Here is a 20,023-nt window from a genome sequence, read left to right on the forward strand (position 1 = left end):
GAACGACGCATGGCTTTACGGCTGGCGATAATAGAAGATAACCCCGATCTGCTGGATGAACTGCTGGCCTGGCTGGGCTATCGCGGCTTCGAGGTCTGGGGGACGTGCAGCGCCGAAGCCTTCTGGCGGCAGCTGCACAGCCATCCGGTGGACATCGTGCTGATAGATATCGGTCTGCCCGGCGAGGATGGCTTCAGCGTGCTGAGCTACCTGCATGAGCTGGGCCACTACGGTCTGGTGGTGGTCAGCGCCCGCGGCCAGCAGCAGGATAAACTGCAGGCGCTGAGCCTCGGGGCGGATGCTTACCTGATCAAGCCGGTTAACTTCGCCCACCTCGCGGAGACCCTGACCGCCCTCGGCGCCCGCCTGCAGCAGGATCGCCCGGCGGCCTCCCCGCCGCCGGAGACGGCCAGCGCCCTCTCACCCCCCGCCACCGGGCTCTGGCGTCTGCACGAAGATAAACTGATCTCACCCGACGCCCGGACGCTGGAGTTAACCCAGCAGGAATATCGCCTGGTGGAACTCTTAATGCGCAATCGCAACGAAGTGTGCAGCAAGCTGGATCTCCATGCCTGCCTGTTCGCCCATGAAAGCGAGCCTGACCTGCACCGCATCGACGTGGTGGTTAGCCGCCTGCGCCACAAGGCTCGCCAGCAGGGGATCCACCTGCCCGTACGCGCCATCTTTGGTAAGGGGCTGGCCTTTATCTCCTGATGGACGGGGTATGTCGGCGGCCATGCTGGATATGAATGACTCGCAAGTGTTAATTTTTCTCATTTTCTGAGAGAAATGAGAGGAATGAGACTGACGATGACCTTAAGAACTTTCTTATAGTGCTACTACATAAGGATGATGTCGTATGATTTTCATTGGACAGAAAAGCATATAACAAAACGTATTAGCCGTTCGCGGCAAATTCTGACACCATGCAACACAAACAAGGTATAAACAATGGCCATGCAAACGTGGTTAGTTTTATTGCTATGCATTTTTTTCTTCAGCATCTCTGTATACAGTTTTATTTCCTATCTGAAAGACAGGAGACGGCAGAAATTTACCTTCAACGATAAGCGTTCAATGCGTCGTAAATAATTCACTTTAGAATAATAAAAACATATTGCAGGTACTTTAATACAGTCAACACACCGCATACGCCCGGAGGATGTGTCACAGCATGGCGTTATGTTTTTGCGTAAGGAAATAACGCCATGAGAAACATTAATGTCACCATCAATACCCGTAACACCTTTGTCCGTGAATCGCTGGTCGCCATGGTCAATGACCTCACCCGGGGCGATCAGCGGGCACGCTTTTCCTGGCGGAATAATGACCTGTCAGGGGAAGACATCATCATTTGCGAAGTGATCCCCGGCGAAATCTACCTGTGCAATACGCTGATTAAAAACAGGAAAAAAGGCAGTTCGCTGATTATCCTCCACAGCTACGACCAGCTGCCGGAAGAGGATTTCATGATTAACTGCCTGAAAGGGGTCATTTTTGTCTCGCTAAAGACGGCCAGTATTCCGCAACTGCTGACGATCATTAAAAGCGAGCTCCAGCATTGTATGGCGCCTTCGGCCACCGACGACGCAGGCCGGGAGCTCAGCTGCGCCAGCTGCCCGCATCGCGTGCTGTCGCGCTCCCAGACCGCCGTGGTGCACGGTATTCTCGAAGGTCTCGATATGAGTAAAATCGCCGCCCTGCAGCGCGTCAGCCCCCGCACCGCCGCTTATCATAAGAATAAGATTATGGAAAAATACAGCCTGAATAATAACCACGACTTTTTCCAGTTTATGAATCTGTTACGTGAGCGCTGGTAGGCAAATAGCGTGCAGAAGAAAATAAGATTTTCACCTGACTATATTGTCGGAAATCTGAAAATAGCCGCTGAATGCTAAAAAAGCGCCAGCGCTGCCAGACATAACGTTAAACTCTGACGCTTCCTCGGTATAAAGACGTTACCGCGCGCCTTTATATAAGAAAAAAGACTATTTACGAGGAAAACTGATACTTCGTCACATTGCCCCTGACGTGCCTGTCAGGGGTCTTTTTTTCCGTGTGGAATGGCGCCCTCTGCGCGAGGGCGCGGCAGGATCAGGCTTCCACTTTCTCCGCTTCCCAGTCCGGCTGCGCTTCCTCGTCGGTGAGCAGACCTTCGTTTTTCGACAGCATGGCGGTGGCGATGCCGTTGCCCAGCACGTTGATGGCGGAGCGCCCCATATCGAGGAAGTGGTCGATGCCCATCAGCAGCAGGATCCCGGCAACCGGAATATGGAAGCTGGGAATGGTGGCCGCCAGCACCACCAGCGCCGAGCGCGGCACCCCGGCGATGCCTTTTGAGGCCAGCATCAGGGTCAGCATCATGACCGTCATCTCGCTGAAGCTCAGCGACACGTTATAGGCCTGAGCGATAAACATCGCGGCGAAGGAGCAGTAAACCATCGAGCCGACGAGGTTAAATGAGTAACCAATCGGCAGGACGAACGAGACGATATTGCGCGAACAGCCAAACTTCACCAGCCGCTCGAGGGTCTTCGGATAGGCCGCTTCCGAGCTGCTGGTGGTAAAGGCCACCAGCACCGGATCTTTCAGCATGTTCAGCAGACGGAAGACCTCTTTCTTGAGCACCATATAGCCGACGGCAATCAGCACCGCGCTGGTCAGCAGCACCGCCAGGTAATAACCGCCAATGAACGAAGCGTAGTTGAGCAAAATTCCCAGCCCCTGCGAGGCAATCACCGACGAGATGGCGGCGAAGATGGCCAGCGGCGCAACGTACATCACATAGCCCGTCACCTTCAGCATAATGTGCGACACCACGTTAAGGGCCGCCACCAGCGGCGCATTAAACTTCTCCCCCAGCGACGCGCCGGCGATGCCAAAGAACATCGAGAACACCACAATCTGCAAGATCTCGTTGTTGGCCATCGCCTCGGTGATGCTGGTGGGAATGGTATGCGACAGGAACCCTTTCAGGGTCATGCCGCTGACCGCCAGGCCGGTATCCACCGCCTCTTTCGGTACCGTCAGGTTTAGCCCGGCGCCCGGGTGCTGGAAGGTAACGATCACCAGCCCGACGAGAATGGACAATACCGAAGAGGTGATAAACCACACCATCGCCTTACCGCCCACCCGGCCAATGGTCGCCGTCTCGCCGAGGCGCATAATACCGACCGTCAGGGTGCTGAACACCAACGGCGCGATGACCATTTTGATTAAGCGCAGAAACAGATCGGTCAGCAGCGTGATGTTGTCTGCCCATGCGGAGATAGTGGTCGGCGTCGCGTAGGCATGGATAGCCGCGCCGGAGAGGATCCCCATCAGCATAAAAATGACGATGAAGAGCGTGAGTTTGTTTGCGTTTGCCACAGCAATGACCCCTGATTATTCAACACGTTGATTTTTAAGTGCATATTTTATTATTATGGAAATGCACTGATTTATTCACCGCATAAATCTAATTAAAGCCCTTGCGGATACAACTATTTTTTACTTTTTTAAACTAAAAGTTGATATCACCCCGGAAATCGGCGGCGAGACCGCCCGCCATCGCCGCCGTTATCCAGACATTTCTCAACCTTCTTTTCATAATTCCTCCATTTTTACGGCCCCTTCCCTCACTAAACTAGTATCATTCAGCGAAACGCTTCAGGATGAGACCGTAAACTAATGAAAGGCAGTAACATACGTCGTTGGGGCGCCGCGCTGGCGGTAGTGATTATCGCCGGGACCGCCTACTGGTTCTGGCACGATCGTGGAACGAGCGGCAGCGGGACGCCCGCCGCCGGGCAGGGTCCGCAGGGGCCGGGCGGCGCGCGCCATGGTCGCTTTGGCGGCGCGCTGGCGCCGGTGCAGGCCGCCACCGCGACCGAACAAGCGGTGCCGCGCTATCTTACCGGACTGGGTACCGTGACGGCGGCCAATACCGTCACCGTCCGCAGCCGGGTCGACGGCCAGCTGCTGAGCCTTCACTTCCAGGAGGGGCAGCAGGTCAAAGCCGGCGATCTGCTGGCGCAGATCGACCCCAGCCAGTTTAAGGTGGCCCTCGCCCAGGCGCAGGGTCAGCTGGCGAAAGATAACGCCACCCTGGCCAACGCCCGCCGCGATCTGGCCCGTTACCAGCAGCTGGTGAAAACCAACCTCGTCTCCCGCCAGGAGCTCGACACCCAGCAGTCGCTGGTGGTGGAATCCGCCGGCACCGTGAAGGCCGATGAAGCGGCCGTCGCCAGCGCCCAGCTGCAGCTCGACTGGACGCGCATCACCGCGCCGATTGACGGCCGCGTCGGCTTAAAGCAGGTGGATATTGGCAACCAGATTTCCAGCGGGGATACCACCGGGATTGTGGTTCTCACCCAGACGCACCCGATCGACGTGGTCTTTACCCTGCCGGAAAGCACCATCGCCACGGTGGTGCAGGCGCAGAAAGCGGGCAAAGCGCTCAGCGTCGAAGCCTGGGACCGCACCAATAAGCAGAAAATCAGCGTCGGGGAGCTGCTGAGCCTCGACAACCAGATCGATGCGACCACCGGGACCATCAAGCTGAAGGCGCGTTTTAGCAATCTGGACGACGCCCTGTTCCCCAACCAGTTCGTTAACGCCCGCCTGCTGGTGGACACCCAGCAGAACGCGGTGGTCATCCCTGCCGCCGCCCTGCAGATGGGCAACGAAGGGCATTTTGTGTGGGTGCTGAACGATGAGAATAAGGTCAGCAAACACAGCGTCACTCCGGGGATCCAGGACAGCCAGAAAGTGGTCATCAGCGCCGGGCTTTCCGCCGGGGATCGCGTGGTCACCGACGGGATTGACCGCCTGACCGAAGGGGCGAAAGTGGAAGTTGTCACCGCCAGCAGCGGCGAGCAGGCGCAGCCCGCCCCGCGCCAGAGCGGTAAACACGGAGCGCGTTCCTGATGCAGGTGTTACCCCCAGGCCGCACCGGCGGCCCGTCCCGGCTGTTTATTATGCGTCCGGTGGCCACCACGCTGCTGATGGTGGCGATCCTGTTAGCCGGGATCATCGGCTACCGTTTTCTGCCGGTCTCCGCCCTGCCGGAGGTCGATTACCCGACCATCCAGGTGGTCACCCTCTATCCGGGCGCCAGCCCGGACGTGGTGACCTCCGCCATCACCGCCCCGCTGGAGCGCCAGTTCGGACAGATGTCCGGCCTTAAGCAGATGTCGTCGCAAAGCTCCGGCGGCGCCTCGGTCGTCACACTCCAGTTCCAGCTGACCCTGCCGCTGGACGTCGCCGAGCAGGAAGTGCAGGCGGCCATTAACGCCGCCACCAACCTGCTGCCGAGCGATCTGCCCAACCCGCCGGTCTACAGCAAGGTCAACCCGGCGGATCCGCCGATCATGACCCTCGCCGTCACCTCCTCGGCCATTCCGATGACCCAGGTGGAGGATATGGTGGAGACCCGGGTGGCGCAGAAGATTTCTCAGGTTTCCGGCGTCGGTCTGGTGACCCTCGCCGGCGGCCAGCGCCCGGCGGTGCGGGTCAAGCTGAACGCCCAGGCCATCGCCGCCCTCGGCCTGACCAGCGAAACCGTGCGCACCGCCATCACCAGCGCCAACGTCAACTCGGCGAAAGGCAGCCTCGACGGCCCGGCCCGCGCGGTGACGCTTTCCGCTAACGATCAGATGCAGTCCGCTGAGGATTACCGCCGGCTGATTATCGCTTATCAGAACGGGGCGCCGATCCGCCTTGGCGATGTCGCCAGCGTCGAACAAGGGGCCGAAAACAGCTGGCTGGGGGCGTGGGCCAACCAGCAGCGGGCCATCGTGATGAACGTCCAGCGTCAGCCGGGGGCCAACATTATCGACACCGCCGACAGCATTCGCCAGATGCTGCCGCAGCTCACCGAGAGCCTGCCAAAATCGGTGAAGGTGCAGGTTCTTTCCGACCGGACCACCAATATTCGCGCCTCGGTGCGCGACACGCAGTTTGAGCTGATGCTGGCCATCGCCCTGGTGGTGATGATCATCTATCTGTTCCTGCGCAACGTCCCGGCGACCATTATTCCCGGCGTCGCGGTGCCGCTGTCGCTGGTGGGCACCTTCGCGGTGATGGTGTTCCTCGACTTCTCCATCAACAACCTGACGCTGATGGCCCTGACCATCGCCACCGGCTTTGTGGTGGATGACGCCATCGTGGTGATCGAGAACATCTCGCGCTATATCGAAAAAGGCGAGAAACCGCTGGCCGCCGCGCTGAAAGGCGCAGGGGAAATTGGCTTCACCATTATCTCCCTCACCTTCTCGCTGATCGCGGTGCTGATCCCGCTGCTGTTTATGGGCGATATCGTCGGCCGCCTGTTCCGCGAATTCGCTGTCACCCTTGCCGTCGCTATTCTTATCTCGGCGGTGGTCTCCCTGACCCTGACGCCGATGATGTGCGCCCGCATGTTAAGCCACGAATCGCTGCGCAAGCAGAACCGCTTCTCGCGGGCCAGCGAGCGCTTCTTTGACCGGGTGATCGCCGTCTATGGCCGCTGGCTGAGCCGGGTGCTGAACCATCCGTGGCTGACGCTCGGCGTCGCCCTGAGCACCCTGGCGCTGTCGATCCTGCTGTGGATCTTTATTCCCAAAGGCTTCTTCCCGATCCAAGATAACGGCATTATCCAGGGCACCCTCCAGGCGCCGCAGTCGGTCTCCTTCGCCAGCATGGCCCAGCGCCAGCAGCAGGTTTCCGATATTATCCTCAAGGATCCGGCGGTGGAGAGCCTGACCTCGTTTGTCGGCGTCGACGGCACTAACCCGGCGCTGAACAGCGCCCGCCTGCAGATCAACCTCAAGCCGCTGGATGAACGCGACGACCGCGTTCAGACGGTGATTAGCCGTCTGCAGCAGGCGGTGGCCGGCGTCCCCGGCGTGGCGCTCTATCTGCAGCCGACCCAGGATCTGACCATCGACACCACGGTGAGCCGCACCCAGTACCAGTTCACTCTGCAGGCGAACTCCCTCGAGGCGCTGAGCACCTGGGTGCCGCCGCTGCTCAGCCGCCTGCAGGCTCAGCCGCAGCTGGCCGACGTCAGCAGCGACTGGCAGGACAAAGGCCTGGCCGCCTACATCAAGGTGGACCGGGACAGCGCCAGCCGCCTCGGTATCTCGATGGCGGACGTCGATAACGCGCTGTACAACGCCTTCGGCCAGCGGCTGATCTCCACCATTTACACCCAGGCGAATCAGTATCGCGTGGTGCTTGAGCAGGATACCGAAGCGACGCCGGGCCTGGCGGCGCTGGATAATATCCGCCTGACCAGCAGCGACGGCGGCATTGTGCCGCTGACCGCCATCGCCACGGTGGAGCAGCGCTTTACCCCGCTGTCGGTGAACCACCTCGATCAGTTCCCGGTGACCACCATCTCGTTTAACGTGCCGGACAACTATTCGCTCGGCGAAGCGGTGGAGGCGATCCTCACCGCCGAACAGTCGCTGGATTTCCCGACCGATATCCGCACCCAGTTCCAGGGCAGCTCGCTGGCCTTCCAGTCGGCGCTGGGCAGCACCGTCTGGCTGGTCGTGGCCGCGGTGGTGGCGATGTATATCGTGCTGGGGGTGCTGTATGAGAGCTTTATCCATCCGATCACCATTCTCTCCACCCTGCCCACCGCCGGGGTCAGGGCGCTGCTGGCGCTGTGGCTGGCGGGCAGCGAGCTGGATGTGATCGCCATCATCGGCATTATTCTGCTGATCGGCATCGTGAAGAAGAACGCCATCATGATGATCGACTTCGCGCTGGCCGCCGAGCGCGAGCAGGGCATGCCGCCGCGGGAGGCGATCTATCAGGCCTGTCTGCTGCGTTTTCGCCCGATCCTGATGACCACCCTCGCCGCCCTGCTCGGCGCCCTGCCGCTGATGCTGAGCACCGGCGTCGGCGCCGAGCTGCGGCGTCCGCTGGGGATCGGCATGGTCGGCGGTCTGATGTTCAGCCAGGTGCTGACCCTGTTCACCACCCCGGTGATCTACCTGCTGTTCGACCGCCTGTCGCTGCATCTGAAGCGCCGCTTCCCGCGTCAGGAAGAGGAGGCGTAAGTGAAGTTTTTCGCCCTCTTCATTTACCGCCCGGTGGCGACGATCCTTATCTCGCTGGCCATCACCCTGTGCGGCATTCTCGGCTTCCGGCTGCTGCCGGTGGCCCCGCTGCCGCAGGTGGATTTCCCGGTGATCATGGTCAGCGCCTCGCTGCCGGGGGCCTCGCCGGAGACCATGGCTTCGTCGGTGGCCACCCCGCTGGAGCGCTCCCTGGGGCGGATTGCCGGGGTCAATGAGATGACCTCCTCCAGCTCGCTGGGCAGTACCCGCATCATTCTCGAGTTTAACTTCGACCGCGATATCAACGGCGCGGCGCGCGACGTCCAGGCGGCGATCAACGCCGCGCAAAGCCTGCTGCCGAGCGGGATGCCCAGCCGGCCGACCTACCGCAAAGCCAACCCGTCGGATGCGCCGATCATGATCCTGACGCTGACCTCGGACACCTACTCCCAGGGTGAGCTGTATGATTTCGCCTCCACCCAGCTGGCGCAGACCATCGCGCAGATCGACGGCGTCGGCGATGTCGACGTCGGCGGCAGCTCCCTGCCGGCGGTGCGCGTCGACCTCAACCCGCAGGCGCTGTTCAACCAGGGCGTGTCGCTGGACGCGGTGCGCACCGCCATCAGCGATGCTAACGTGCGCAAACCGCAGGGGGCGCTGGAGGACAGCGCCCACCGCTGGCAGGTACAGACCAACGATGAGCTGAAGACCGCCGCCGACTATCAGCCGCTGATCGTCCACTACCAGAACGGCGCCGCGGTGCGGCTGGGGGATGTCGCCACCGTCTCGGATTCGGTGCAGGACGTGCGCAACGCCGGGATGACCAACGCCAAACCGGCGATCCTGCTGATGATCCGCAAACTGCCAGAAGCCAATATCATCCAGACGGTGGACAGCATCCGCGCCCGCCTGCCGGAGCTGCAGCAGACCATTCCGGCGGCCATCGATCTGCAGATCGCCCAGGACCGCTCGCCGACTATTCGCGCCTCGCTGGAGGAGGTGGAGCAGACGCTGGTGATCTCGGTGGCGCTGGTGATCCTGGTGGTCTTCCTCTTCCTGCGCTCCGGGCGCGCGACGCTGATCCCGGCGGTAGCGGTTCCGGTTTCGCTGATCGGTACCTTCGCCGCCATGTACCTGTGCGGCTTCAGCCTTAACAACCTGTCGCTGATGGCGCTGACCATTGCCACCGGCTTCGTGGTGGATGACGCCATCGTGGTGCTGGAGAATATCTCCCGCCATCTGGAGGCGGGGATGAAACCGCTGCAGGCGGCGCTGCAGGGGAGCCGCGAGGTCGGCTTTACCGTCCTGTCGATAAGCCTGTCGCTGGTGGCGGTGTTTTTGCCGCTGCTGCTGATGGGCGGCCTGCCCGGCCGCCTGCTGCGCGAGTTCGCCGTCACCCTGTCGGTGGCGATCGGCATCTCGCTGGCGGTCTCCCTCACCCTGACGCCGATGATGTGCGGCTGGCTGCTGAAAAGCGGCAAACCCCACCAGCCGAAGCGCAACCGCGGCTTTGGCCGCCTGCTGGTGGCCATGCAGGGCGGCTATGGTAAGTCGTTAAAATGGGTGCTAAAGCACAGCCGCCTGACCGGCCTGGTGGTGCTGGGCACCATCGCCCTCAGCGTCTGGCTCTATATCTCGATCCCGAAAACCTTCTTCCCGGAGCAGGACACCGGGGTGCTGATGGGCGGCATTCAGGCCGACCAGAGCATCTCCTTCCAGGCGATGCGCGGCAAGCTGCAGGACTTTATGCAGATCATTCGCGAAGATCCGGCGGTGGATAACGTCACCGGGTTTACCGGCGGCTCGCGGGTCAACAGCGGGATGATGTTTATCACCCTCAAACCGCGCGACCAGCGCCACGAGACGGCGCAGCAGGTGATCGACCGGCTGCGCAAAAAGCTGGCCAACGAGCCCGGGGCCAATCTGTTCCTGATGGCGGTGCAGGATATCCGCGTCGGCGGCCGGCAGTCGAACGCCAGCTATCAGTACACCCTGCTGTCCGATGACCTGTCGGCGCTGCGCGAATGGGAGCCGAAGATCCGCAAAGCGCTGGCGGCGCTGCCTGAGCTGGCGGACGTCAACTCGGATCAGCAGGACAATGGCGCCGAAATGGACCTGGTCTATGACCGGGATACCATGTCGCGCCTTGGCATCAGCGTTCAGGACGCCAACAACCTGCTGAACAACGCCTTCGGCCAGCGGCAGATCTCCACCATCTACCAGCCGCTGAACCAGTATAAAGTGGTGATGCAGGTCGACCCGGCCTATACCCAGGACGTCAGCGCCCTGGATAAGATGTTTGTCATCAACAGCGAGGGCAAGCCGATCCCGCTGGCCTACTTCGCCAAATGGCAGCCGGCCAACGCCCCGCTGTCGGTGAACCACCAGGGGCTGTCGGCGGCGTCCACTATCTCCTTTAACCTGCCCACCGGCCGCTCGCTGTCGGAAGCCAGCGAGGCGATTAACCGCGCGATGACCCAGCTCGGGGTGCCGCCCACCGTACGCGGCTCCTTTGCCGGTACCGCTCAGGTGTTCCAGCAGACCATGAACGCGCAGGTGATCCTGATCCTCGCGGCCATCGCCACGGTCTATATCGTGCTGGGGATGCTCTACGAGAGCTATGTGCATCCGTTGACCATCCTTTCGACGCTGCCCTCCGCCGGGGTGGGCGCGCTGCTGGCGCTGGAGATATTCGATGCCCCGTTCAGCCTCATCGCCCTTATCGGGATCATGTTATTAATTGGCATCGTGAAGAAAAACGCCATCATGATGGTTGATTTTGCCCTTGAGGCGCAGCGCACCGGCAACCTGACGCCGGAAGAGGCGATTTTCCAGGCCTGCCTGCTGCGTTTCCGGCCGATTATGATGACCACCCTCGCCGCGCTGTTCGGCGCCCTGCCGCTGGTGCTCTCCGGCGGCGACGGCTCCGAGCTGCGCCAGCCGCTGGGGATCACCATCGTCGGCGGTCTGGTGATGAGCCAGCTGTTAACGCTCTACACCACGCCGGTGGTCTATCTTTTCTTTGACCGTTTGCGGCTGCGTTTTTCGCGTCATTCCACTCAACCGGTAAGCGAATAAGATGACAGACCTCCCGGCCAGCGTGCGCTGGCAGCTATGGATAGTGGCGTTCGGCTTCTTTATGCAGTCGCTGGACACCACCATCGTCAACACCGCCCTCCCCTCGATGGCCAAAAGCCTCGGGGAGAGTCCGCTGCATATGCATATGATCATCGTCTCCTATGTCCTGACGGTGGCGGTGATGCTCCCGGCCAGCGGCTGGCTGGCCGACCGGGTCGGAGTGCGCAATATTTTCTTTACCGCCATCGTGCTGTTTACCGCCGGATCGCTGTTTTGCGCCCAGGCCAGCACCCTCGACCAGCTGGTGATGGCCCGGGTGCTGCAGGGTGTCGGCGGCGCAATGATGGTGCCGGTCGGCCGCCTGACGGTGATGAAGATCGTCCCGCGCGATCAGTACATGGCGGCGATGACCTTCGTTACCCTGCCGGGGCAGGTCGGCCCCCTGCTCGGCCCGGCGCTGGGCGGGGTGCTGGTGGAGTACGCCTCCTGGCACTGGATCTTCCTTATTAACATCCCGGTGGGGATCGTCGGGGCCATCGCCACCCTCTGCCTGATGCCCAACTACACCATGCAGACCCGGCGCTTCGATCTCGCCGGCTTTGTGCTGCTGGCGGCCGGGATGGCGACCCTGACCCTGGCCCTGGACGGCCAGAAAGGGCTCGGCATTTCCCCCGCCTGGCTGGCGGGACTGGTGGCCATCGGCCTCGCCGCCCTGCTGCTGTACCTGTGGCATGCCCGCGGTAACGCCCGGGCGCTGTTCAGCCTCAACCTGTTTCGCAACCGCACCTTCTCCCTTGGCCTCGGCGGCAGCTTCGCCGGGCGCATCGGCAGCGGCATGCTGCCGTTTATGACCCCGGTGTTTCTGCAGATCGGCCTCGGCTTTAGCCCCTTCCACGCCGGGCTGATGATGATCCCGATGGTGCTCGGCAGCATGGGGATGAAGCGGATCGTGGTCCAGGTGGTCAACCGCTTCGGCTATCGTCGGGTGCTGGTCGCCAGCACTCTGGGCCTGGCGGCGGTCAGCCTGCTGTTTATGTTTAGCGCCCTGGCGGGCTGGTATTATGTGCTGCCGCTGATCCTGTTTCTGCAGGGGATGATCAACGCCAGCCGCTTCTCCTCGATGAATACCCTGACCCTGAAAGATCTCCCCGACGATCTGGCCAGCAGCGGCAACAGTCTGCTGTCGATGGTGATGCAGTTGTCGATGAGTATTGGCGTGACCATCGCCGGGCTGCTGCTGGGGCTGTACGGCCAGCAGCATCTGAGCCTCGACGCCGCCGGCACCCATCAGGTCTTTCTCTATACCTATCTGAGCATGGCGGCGATCATCGCCCTGCCAGCGCTCATCTTTTCCCGGGTACCGGATGACGTCGGCAGTAATACCGTCATTCGTCGACGCAACAGGAGTGGATCGTGAAATTTTGGCGCCCGGGCATTACCGGCAAGCTGTTCCTCGCTATTTTCGCCACCTGCATCGTGCTGCTGATCAGCATGCACTGGGCGGTGCGCATCAGTTTCGAACGAGGGTTTATCGATTACATCAAGCGCGGCAATGAGCAGCGGTTAACCATGCTCAGCGACGCGCTGAGCGAGCAGTATGCCCAGCACGGCAGCTGGGCGTTTCTGCGCAACAACGACCGCTTTATCTTCCAGCTGCTGCGCACCTTCGAACGGGATAATGACGACCGCTCGCCGCCGGGGCACGCCATGAAGCCGGGGGCGATGGACGCGCCGGACGCCGGTCCGGACGGGCCGCCGCCGGATAGCCCCCCTGACGGCCCGCGCCCGAGGCCGGAAATGCCGCCCCACGGCTGGCGCACCATGTTCTGGGTGGTCGATCAGTCTGGCCGCGTGCTGGTGGGCCCCCGCGAGCGCGTGCCGGAGGACGGCAGCCAGCGCAGCATTTTGGTCAACGGCGTGGAGGTAGGCAGAGTGATCGCCTCGCCGGTGGAGCGGCTAACCCGCAATACCGACATTAACTTCGACCGGCAGCAGAAGCGCACCAGCTGGCTGATCGTTGCCCTTGCCACCCTGCTTGCCGCGCTGGCCACCTTCCCGCTGGCCCGCGGCCTGCTGGCGCCGGTGAAGCGGCTGGTGGAAGGCACCCATAAGCTGGCGGCGGGCGACTTTTCCACCCGCGTGACGGTGACCGGCGGCGATGAGCTCGGCCGCCTGGCGCAGGATTTTAACCAGCTCGCCAGCACCCTGGAGCGCAACCAGCAGATGCGTCGCGATCTGATGGCCGACATCTCCCATGAACTGCGTACCCCGCTGGCGGTGCTGCGCGGCGAGCTGGAGGCCATTCAGGACGGGGTCCGGCGCTTCACTCCTGAGTCCATTCCCTCCCTGCAGGCCGAGGTCGCCACCCTCACCAAGCTGGTGGACGACCTTCACCAGCTGTCGATGTCCGATGAGGGCGCGCTGGCCTACCAGAAAACCTCGCTGGATATCATCACCCTGCTGGAGGTGGCCGCAGGCGCGTTTCGCGAGCGCTTCGCCGGCCGGCAGCTGAGCATTCAGGTGTCGCTCCCGGAGCAGGCGATGATCTTCGGCGACCGCGACCGCCTGATGCAGCTCTTCAACAATCTGCTGGAGAACAGCCTGCGCTATACCGACAGCGGCGGCAGCCTGCACATTACCGCCCGCCGCAGCGGACGGATGCTGGTGATCGACTTCGCCGACAGCGCCCCCGGGGTCAGCGATGAGCAGCTGTCCCGCCTGTGCGAACGCTTTTATCGGGCGGAAGGATCGCGCAACCGCGCCAGCGGCGGCTCCGGCCTCGGGCTGGCGATTTGCCTCAATATCGTAGCGGCCCATGGCGGCACCCTGCGCGCCGACCATTCGCCTTTTGGCGGGGTTAGCATTAAAGTTGAGTTACCTCTGGAACATGATTTACCGAGAGACGTATGACTGAATTGCCTGTAGATGAAAACACCCCGCGCATTCTGATCGTGGAAGATGAACCCAAGCTCGGCCAGCTGCTGATTGATTATCTGCAGGCCGCCGGCTATGCGCCTACGCTGATTAACCATGGCGATAAGGTCCTGCCCTACGTTCGGCAGACCCCGCCGGATCTAATCCTGCTGGATCTGATGCTGCCCGGCACCGACGGCCTGACGCTGTGCCGGGAAATCCGCCGCTTCTCCGACGTTCCGGTGGTGATGGTGACGGCGAAAATCGAAGAGATCGACCGCCTGCTGGGGCTGGAGATCGGCGCCGACGACTATATCTGCAAGCCCTACAGCCCGCGGGAAGTGGTCGCCCGGGTGAAAACCATTCTCCGCCGCTGCAAGCCGCAGCGCGACCTGCAGGCGCTGGACGCCCAGAGCCCGCTGATTGTCGACGAGGGGCGTTTTCAGGCCTCATGGCGCGACAAGCTGCTGGACCTCACCCCCGCCGAGTTCCGGCTGCTGAAAACCCTCTCCCAGGAGCCGGGGAAGGTCTTCTCCCGCGAACAGTTGCTCAACCATCTGTATGACGACTATCGGGTAGTAACCGACCGCACCATCGACAGCCACATCAAGAACCTGCGGCGCAAGCTGGAGGCGCTGGACGCCGAACAGTCGTTTATCCGCGCCGTATACGGGGTTGGCTACCGCTGGGAAGCGGACGCCTGCCGGCTGGCGTAGTTAGCCTTTTCCCGGCTCGCGCTGCGCTTAGCCGGGCTACACGTTCACCGCCGTCTGCAATCCGTAGCCCGGGTAAGGCGTTTACGCCGCAACCCGGGGGAATTCCATAGAGCCTATCCCACCAGGCGTTATTAGTGCTGTCAGTACGAGCACTGCCCAGGTTCAAAATGGCAAACAAATTAGCCATGCTGAAAGATACCCATCTGATATTTACTCCCCTTCGCCGCGGCGCTACAATGCCCGCCCTTAATGTGGGGACACTCCCCCAACTCGCCGCACCAGGTGCGGCGAATCTGACCTGTCATCAGAACGAGAACACCATGTTTAAACCAGAACTCCTTTCCCCGGCGGGAACGCTGAAGAATATGCGTTACGCTTTCGCCTATGGCGCCGATGCCGTTTATGCCGGCCAGCCGCGCTACTCGCTGCGCGTGCGTAACAACGAATTCAATCACGAAAATCTGCAGCTCGGCATCAATGAAGCCCACGCGCTGGGTAAAAAATTCTATGTGGTGGTCAACATCGCCCCGCATAACGCCAAGCTGAAAACGTTTATTCGCGATCTGAAGCCGGTGGTGGAGATGGGTCCGGACGCGCTGATCATGTCCGATCCGGGTTTAATCATGCTGGTGCGGGAAAACTTTCCGGATATGCCGATCCATCTTTCGGTGCAGGCCAACGCCGTCAACTGGGCGACGGTCAAATTCTGGCAGCAGATGGGGCTGACCCGCGTGATCCTGTCGCGTGAACTGTCGCTGGATGAAATCGAAGAAATTCGCCGCCAGGTGCCGGAGATGGAAATTGAGATTTTCGTCCACGGCGCGCTGTGCATGGCCTACTCCGGCCGCTGCCTGCTCTCCGGGTATATCAACAAGCGCGACCCGAACCAGGGCACCTGCACCAACGCCTGCCGCTGGGAATATAACGTGGCGGAAGGCAAAGAGGACGACGTCGGCAACATCGTCCACAAATATGAGCCGATCCCGGTGCAGACGGTGGAGCCAACCCTCGGCATCGGCGCGCCGACCGATAAAGTCTTTATGATCGAGGAAGCCAAACGCCCGGGCGAGTACATGACCGCCTTCGAGGACGAGCACGGCACCTACATCATGAACTCGAAAGATCTGCGGGCTATCGCCCACGTTGAGCGTCTGACCCAGATGGGCGTTCACTCGCTGAAGATCGAAGGCCGCACCAAATCCTTCTATTACTGCGCGCGCACCGCACAGGTTTACCGCAAGGCGATCGACGACGCTGCCGCCGGCAAACCGTTCGATACCAGCCTGCTGGAAACGCTGGAAGGGCTGGCCCATCGCGGGTATACCGAAGGCTTCCTGCGCCGCCATACCCATGACGATTATCAGAACTACGAGTACGGCTACTCCCTCTCCGAGCGCCAGCAGTTTGTCGGCGAATTTACCGGGGAGCGTAACGGCCCGCTGGCGGCTGTGGCGGTCAAAAATAAGTTCAGCGTTGGCGACAGTCTCGAACTGATGACCCCGCAGGGTAACGTCAACTTTACCCTCGAGCAGATGGAAAATGGCAAAGGCGAAGCCATGCCGGTGGCCCCGGGCGACGGCTATACCGTATGGTTGCCTGTGCCGGATGACCTGCCCCTGCAGTATGCGCTGCTGATGCGCAACTTTACTGGTCAGACAACCAGAAATCCGCACGGTAACTAGTTAATTTGCGTTATTTTTTCACGATGTAAGGATATTAGAATCGGATCACATACCGTTTCGATCGAAACAGGTATCATCCATTTCGCTGAAAAACATAACCCATAAATGCTAGTTGTACCAGGAACCACCTCCTTAGCCTGCGTAATCTCCCTTACGCGGGCTTATTTTTTTGTCTCTCCTCCGGTCTTCGCTGGCGTCATGCGGTACACTTTATGCAACATTGAGCAATAAAGGTTCCCTTGATGATGTCTACGTTTCCTGCCAGCTTACTGATCCTTAACGGCAAAGGTGCCAATGAACCGCAGCTACGCGAGGCGGTTAACCTGTTGCGCGACGAAGGGATCGATATTCACGTCCGCGTCACCTGGGAAAAGGGCGATGCCGTGCGGTTTATCGATGAAGCCCTGCAGCTGAACGTTGAAACGGTGATCGCCGGCGGCGGCGACGGCACCATTAATGAAGTGGCGACGGCGCTGATGGAGCGCGGCAGCAGGATGGCGCTGGGGATTTTACCGCTGGGCACGGCCAACGACTTCGCCACCAGCGTCGGTATTCCGCAGGATCTGGCCAGCGCCCTGAAGCTGGCGATCGTCGGCCGCGATGTGCCGATAGATATCGCCCGGGTTAATGATAAGACCGGCTTTATTAATATGGCGACCGGCGGGTTCGGCACCCGGATCACCACCGAAACGCCGGAAAAACTCAAAGCCGCGCTCGGCGGTGTCTCTTATTTAATCCACGGCCTGATGCGCATGGATACCCTGAAGCCGGACCGCTGCGAGATCCGCGGGGAGAACTTTCACTGGCAGGGCGATGCGCTGGTCATCGGCATCGGCAACGGCCGCCAGGCGGGCGGCGGCCAGCAGCTGTGTCCGGAGGCGTTGATTAACGACGGCCTGCTGCATCTGCGCATTTTCACCGGCGAAGAGCTGATCCCTGCCCTCTTCAGCACCCTGGCGAATCCGGAAAACTCGCCGAATATTGTCGACGGCGTCTCCTCGTGGTTTGAGATCACCGCCCCTCATGAGATGACGTTTAACCTCGACGGCGAACCGCTGACCGGCAAAACTTTCCGCATGGAGCTGTTACCGGCGGCCCTGCGCTGCCGGCTGCCGCCCGACTGCCCGCTGTTGCGTTGATCAGGTTTCGCAAAGCAAAGACGGCGCCCGGCTGGTATACAGCAGCCGGGTTCGTTGATTGAGCCGCTGAATATTAAGGTAAAACGGCACCTGCGGCTGCAGGAAAAACTTGGGCAGGATGTTGTTAATATGCTTCTCCTGCTCGGTTTCGCCGATGCTGACAGAGACGGTTTCCGATCGCAGGAAGTAGTGCTGGCCGTCGCGGGTAAAGCTAAACCAGATGTTCTGGTTGATGGTAAACGATTCACCCTGCGGCGGCGTAATCTCTCCCCGGACAATCACCAGCCCACGGGTGCTATCAAATACGAAGCGTAATGAAATATCGCCCTGATAACCTGAGTTTAATAGCCGCATCTCACCGCTGCACTGGAAATGATTGCGCTGCCAGTATTGCCAGGATTTTATCGTCATACCGCTTAATACTCCGATAAATACGATAGCGATTAACCATTTAATTTCACGCCGGCGCATTGACTACCTCCTTAATGTAATATTTGGTGAGGCATTGATTATCACGCCATTGACTAAATGGCTGACGGCAGCGAATCACCGACACCCGCGCTTGCCCGGGATAAAGCGTCAAATAAATCCATGGATATTCTTCGCATTCAAATTTACTGCGCTTGATAAAATTGACATGACGAACATGGTCAACTACGTCATTATTGGCAAAGAAGTGACATTGTTGCGAAAATTTAGCAATTATGGGCGAATAACTTTGCAAATAACATTCGAATTCTGTTTGCCACGCAACAAATCCACAAACCAGACAACTCAGCAGCGCCGCAAGCCCCCACAAAAGAGAGCGTCGCGGCCTTAACCGCTTTTTTTCGGGCAAACTCGCAGCTGCGACCTCCTTATGAACAGGCTCGTCAACGGGCGCTTGTGGCTCCTCCGCCGTCGGTGCCTTCTCTACATCGCGCGGCTGAGATTCCGTAACCGTTAATGTTGCATCCAGCCTGACGCCTACCCTCGGCACCGTAATAATAATATCCTCGTCTACCCCCCAGCTCCTTAAATGCCCGACGTAACAGGGAAATATTCTGGTAAAAACCGTTGCTGGTTACCTGGGCGCCATGCTTTATCCACACTTCCTCAAAAAAGGTTTCGCGGGCAACAGTATTGCCATCATGCTGAATAAGCAGTAATAAACAGCGGCTGGCCGGCATATTTAAGGAAACCGTTTTCGTCTCGTCAGCAATAAGTATTAGAGCGCTACGCTGAGGAAAAAAGGCAATTCTTCCATTAATCGTATATATTTTTTCCATCCTGTTCTCTGAGAATAGTAATCACGTGGATGAGCGGCAGGGGGTACCCTACTATAAATAGGGTAATCCGCCATGACGTTGATGACATCTTAAGATTATTCGCAGGCGAGTTTACTCTATTACTCAGCAGATCTGGAGGCGTAATACGCAGTTTTCCTTGTTATTAGCAAGGTTTAAATGAATTTACAGAACGGAATATTTTGTACTTCGAATTGAAATTGGCTATTTATTTCAAAAAAAAAATAATAAATACAAGTTATAATTCGTAAAAGATGCATTCACACAACAGATACTTTCATTTTAGATCTAAATACCACATTTACATTAATAGACGATATTTATAACTATAACTACATATCGTTTCAAAGTTTTATCTATAAAATGGGCGCATTTCCCACGTGACAATGCGCCATAAAGCTTAGTATGCCGCCACCTCGCGCGCCATTTCGCGCGTATATTGCCGACTGGCGTTGACCAGCATCTGCGTATAGGCCGTCCGCGCCTCGCCGCTGACCAGCGCATCGACCGTCAGGGTTTCAAGGATCTTCCCGTACTGCATCACCGCCACGGTCTGGCATAAATGGGCAATAACCCCGAGATCGTGGGTAACCATCAGGTAAGTGAGCTTAGCCTCCTGCTGCAATTCTGCCAGCAGATTGAGGATCTCCGCCTGCACCGACACATCCAGCGCCGACGTCGGCTCATCCAGCAGCAGTACCTGAGGCTCAAGAATCAGCGCTCTGGCTATCGCCACGCGCTGCCGCTGCCCGCCGGAGAGCTGATGCGGATAGCGCTCACGAAAGGCACGGTTGAGGCCAACTTTGTCCAGCAGCGCATTGATCCGCCGGTCGCGGTCGTTGATACGATGGATCTGCAGCGGCTCTTCGAGGATATCGCCAATGGTGTGACGAGGATGCAGCGATCCGTAGGGGTCCTGAAATACCATTTGCACCTGACGGCAGCGCCTGCGGCTAATTTCATGCCCTAAGCGCTGACCATCGATGGCCAGCGCCCCCTGCCAGTGGGTAAACAGCCCCGCCAGGCTCTTGAGCACCGTCGTTTTACCGGAGCCGGACTCGCCTACCAGACCGTAGATCTCGCCGGGCTTAACGTGGAAACTGACGTCATACAGCACCTGGTTACGCTTCTCCCCCTCGCCAAACGCGAGGTTGAGATGTTGAACTTCAATCATCATCC

The 20,023-nt window shown here is 59.6% G+C and carries 14 protein-coding genes and 1 pseudogene; 11 read left to right on the top strand and 4 right to left on the bottom strand.

The window, feature by feature from the left end; translation table 11 throughout:
* The first annotated feature begins 9 nt into the window (after positions 1 to 9).
* From ABLX76_RS12070 to ABLX76_RS12080, 3 genes are all read left to right on the top strand, one after another.
* On the top strand, positions 10 to 714 hold the full coding sequence (locus tag ABLX76_RS12070; RefSeq protein ID WP_101978519.1) for a response regulator transcription factor: 705 nt from the start codon (positions 10 to 12) through the stop codon (positions 712 to 714).
* A gap of 237 nt (positions 715 to 951) precedes the next feature.
* Entirely contained in the window at positions 952 to 1,092 is a 141-nt protein-coding gene (locus ABLX76_RS12075; RefSeq protein WP_004146563.1) for a small membrane protein, read from the top strand.
* A 116-nt stretch (positions 1,093 to 1,208) separates the two neighbouring features.
* Positions 1,209 to 1,820 carry a transcriptional regulator gene (locus ABLX76_RS12080; RefSeq protein WP_023290390.1) on the top strand — a complete coding sequence of 204 codons (612 nt, stop codon included), beginning with the start codon at positions 1,209 to 1,211 and terminating at the stop codon, positions 1,818 to 1,820.
* A 274-nt stretch (positions 1,821 to 2,094) separates the two neighbouring features.
* Here the strand turns inward: ABLX76_RS12080 and ABLX76_RS12085 are convergent, their stop codons facing one another.
* The gene (locus ABLX76_RS12085; RefSeq protein ID WP_032453470.1) at positions 2,095 to 3,369 is read right to left on the bottom strand and encodes a dicarboxylate/amino acid:cation symporter; all 1,275 of its coding nucleotides are present in this window, start codon (positions 3,367 to 3,369) and stop codon (positions 2,095 to 2,097) included.
* Between the two features lie 300 nt (positions 3,370 to 3,669).
* Between ABLX76_RS12085 and ABLX76_RS12090 the strand changes: the two genes are divergently transcribed.
* The 8 genes from ABLX76_RS12090 to yegS all read left to right on the top strand — a co-directional run bounded on the left by ABLX76_RS12090 (position 3,670) and on the right by yegS (position 17,558).
* A complete protein-coding gene (locus ABLX76_RS12090) occupies positions 3,670 to 4,908 on the top strand; it encodes an MdtA/MuxA family multidrug efflux RND transporter periplasmic adaptor subunit (protein ID WP_023290392.1) in 1,239 nt (412 codons plus the stop codon).
* Positions 4,908 to 8,030, top strand: coding sequence for an MdtB/MuxB family multidrug efflux RND transporter permease subunit (locus ABLX76_RS12095; RefSeq protein WP_348874559.1), 3,123 nt, complete (start codon positions 4,908 to 4,910; stop codon positions 8,028 to 8,030). Before ABLX76_RS12090 ends, ABLX76_RS12095 begins: the two co-directional genes overlap by 1 nt.
* A complete protein-coding gene (mdtC, locus tag ABLX76_RS12100) occupies positions 8,031 to 11,108 on the top strand; it encodes a multidrug efflux RND transporter permease subunit MdtC (protein WP_348874561.1) in 3,078 nt (1,025 codons plus the stop codon).
* A 1-nt stretch (position 11,109) separates the two neighbouring features.
* Positions 11,110 to 12,525, top strand: a complete 1,416-nt coding sequence (locus tag ABLX76_RS12105; RefSeq protein WP_086076036.1) for an MFS transporter — start codon at positions 11,110 to 11,112, stop codon at positions 12,523 to 12,525.
* Positions 12,522 to 14,018 carry a two-component system sensor histidine kinase BaeS gene (gene baeS / locus ABLX76_RS12110; RefSeq protein ID WP_172740246.1) on the top strand — a complete coding sequence of 499 codons (1,497 nt, stop codon included), beginning with the start codon at positions 12,522 to 12,524 and terminating at the stop codon, positions 14,016 to 14,018. The genes ABLX76_RS12105 and baeS overlap by 4 nt, the downstream gene beginning before the upstream one ends.
* Entirely contained in the window at positions 14,015 to 14,737 is a 723-nt protein-coding gene (gene baeR / locus ABLX76_RS12115) for a two-component system response regulator BaeR (protein WP_023290397.1), read from the top strand. Before baeS ends, baeR begins: the two co-directional genes overlap by 4 nt.
* A gap of 320 nt (positions 14,738 to 15,057) precedes the next feature.
* Positions 15,058 to 16,419 carry a tRNA 5-hydroxyuridine modification protein YegQ gene (gene yegQ / locus ABLX76_RS12120; protein WP_032428934.1) on the top strand — a complete coding sequence of 454 codons (1,362 nt, stop codon included), beginning with the start codon at positions 15,058 to 15,060 and terminating at the stop codon, positions 16,417 to 16,419.
* 242 nt (positions 16,420 to 16,661) lie between these two features.
* Entirely contained in the window at positions 16,662 to 17,558 is an 897-nt protein-coding gene (gene yegS, locus ABLX76_RS12125; protein WP_348874564.1) for a lipid kinase YegS, read from the top strand.
* Here yegS and ABLX76_RS12130 read toward each other — a convergent pair whose 3' ends face one another.
* The 3 genes and pseudogenes from ABLX76_RS12130 to ABLX76_RS12140 form a co-directional block, all read right to left on the bottom strand.
* Complete coding sequence (locus tag ABLX76_RS12130; RefSeq protein ID WP_080901730.1) at positions 17,559 to 18,029, bottom strand: hypothetical protein; 471 nt, start codon at positions 18,027 to 18,029, stop codon at positions 17,559 to 17,561.
* Positions 18,016 to 18,826: pseudogene (locus ABLX76_RS12135) on the bottom strand (winged helix-turn-helix domain-containing protein). Before ABLX76_RS12135 ends, ABLX76_RS12130 begins: the two are co-directional and overlap by 14 nt.
* 418 nt (positions 18,827 to 19,244) lie before the next feature.
* Positions 19,245 to 20,018, bottom strand: a complete 774-nt coding sequence (locus ABLX76_RS12140) for an ABC transporter ATP-binding protein (protein ID WP_348874581.1) — start codon at positions 20,016 to 20,018, stop codon at positions 19,245 to 19,247.
* Positions 20,019 to 20,023: the final 5 nt, after the last annotated feature.

This window comes from Klebsiella sp. JB_Kp004 (assembly GCF_040065795.1).
In the GTDB taxonomy this organism is placed as follows: Bacteria; Pseudomonadota; Gammaproteobacteria; order Enterobacterales; family Enterobacteriaceae; genus Klebsiella; species Klebsiella quasipneumoniae.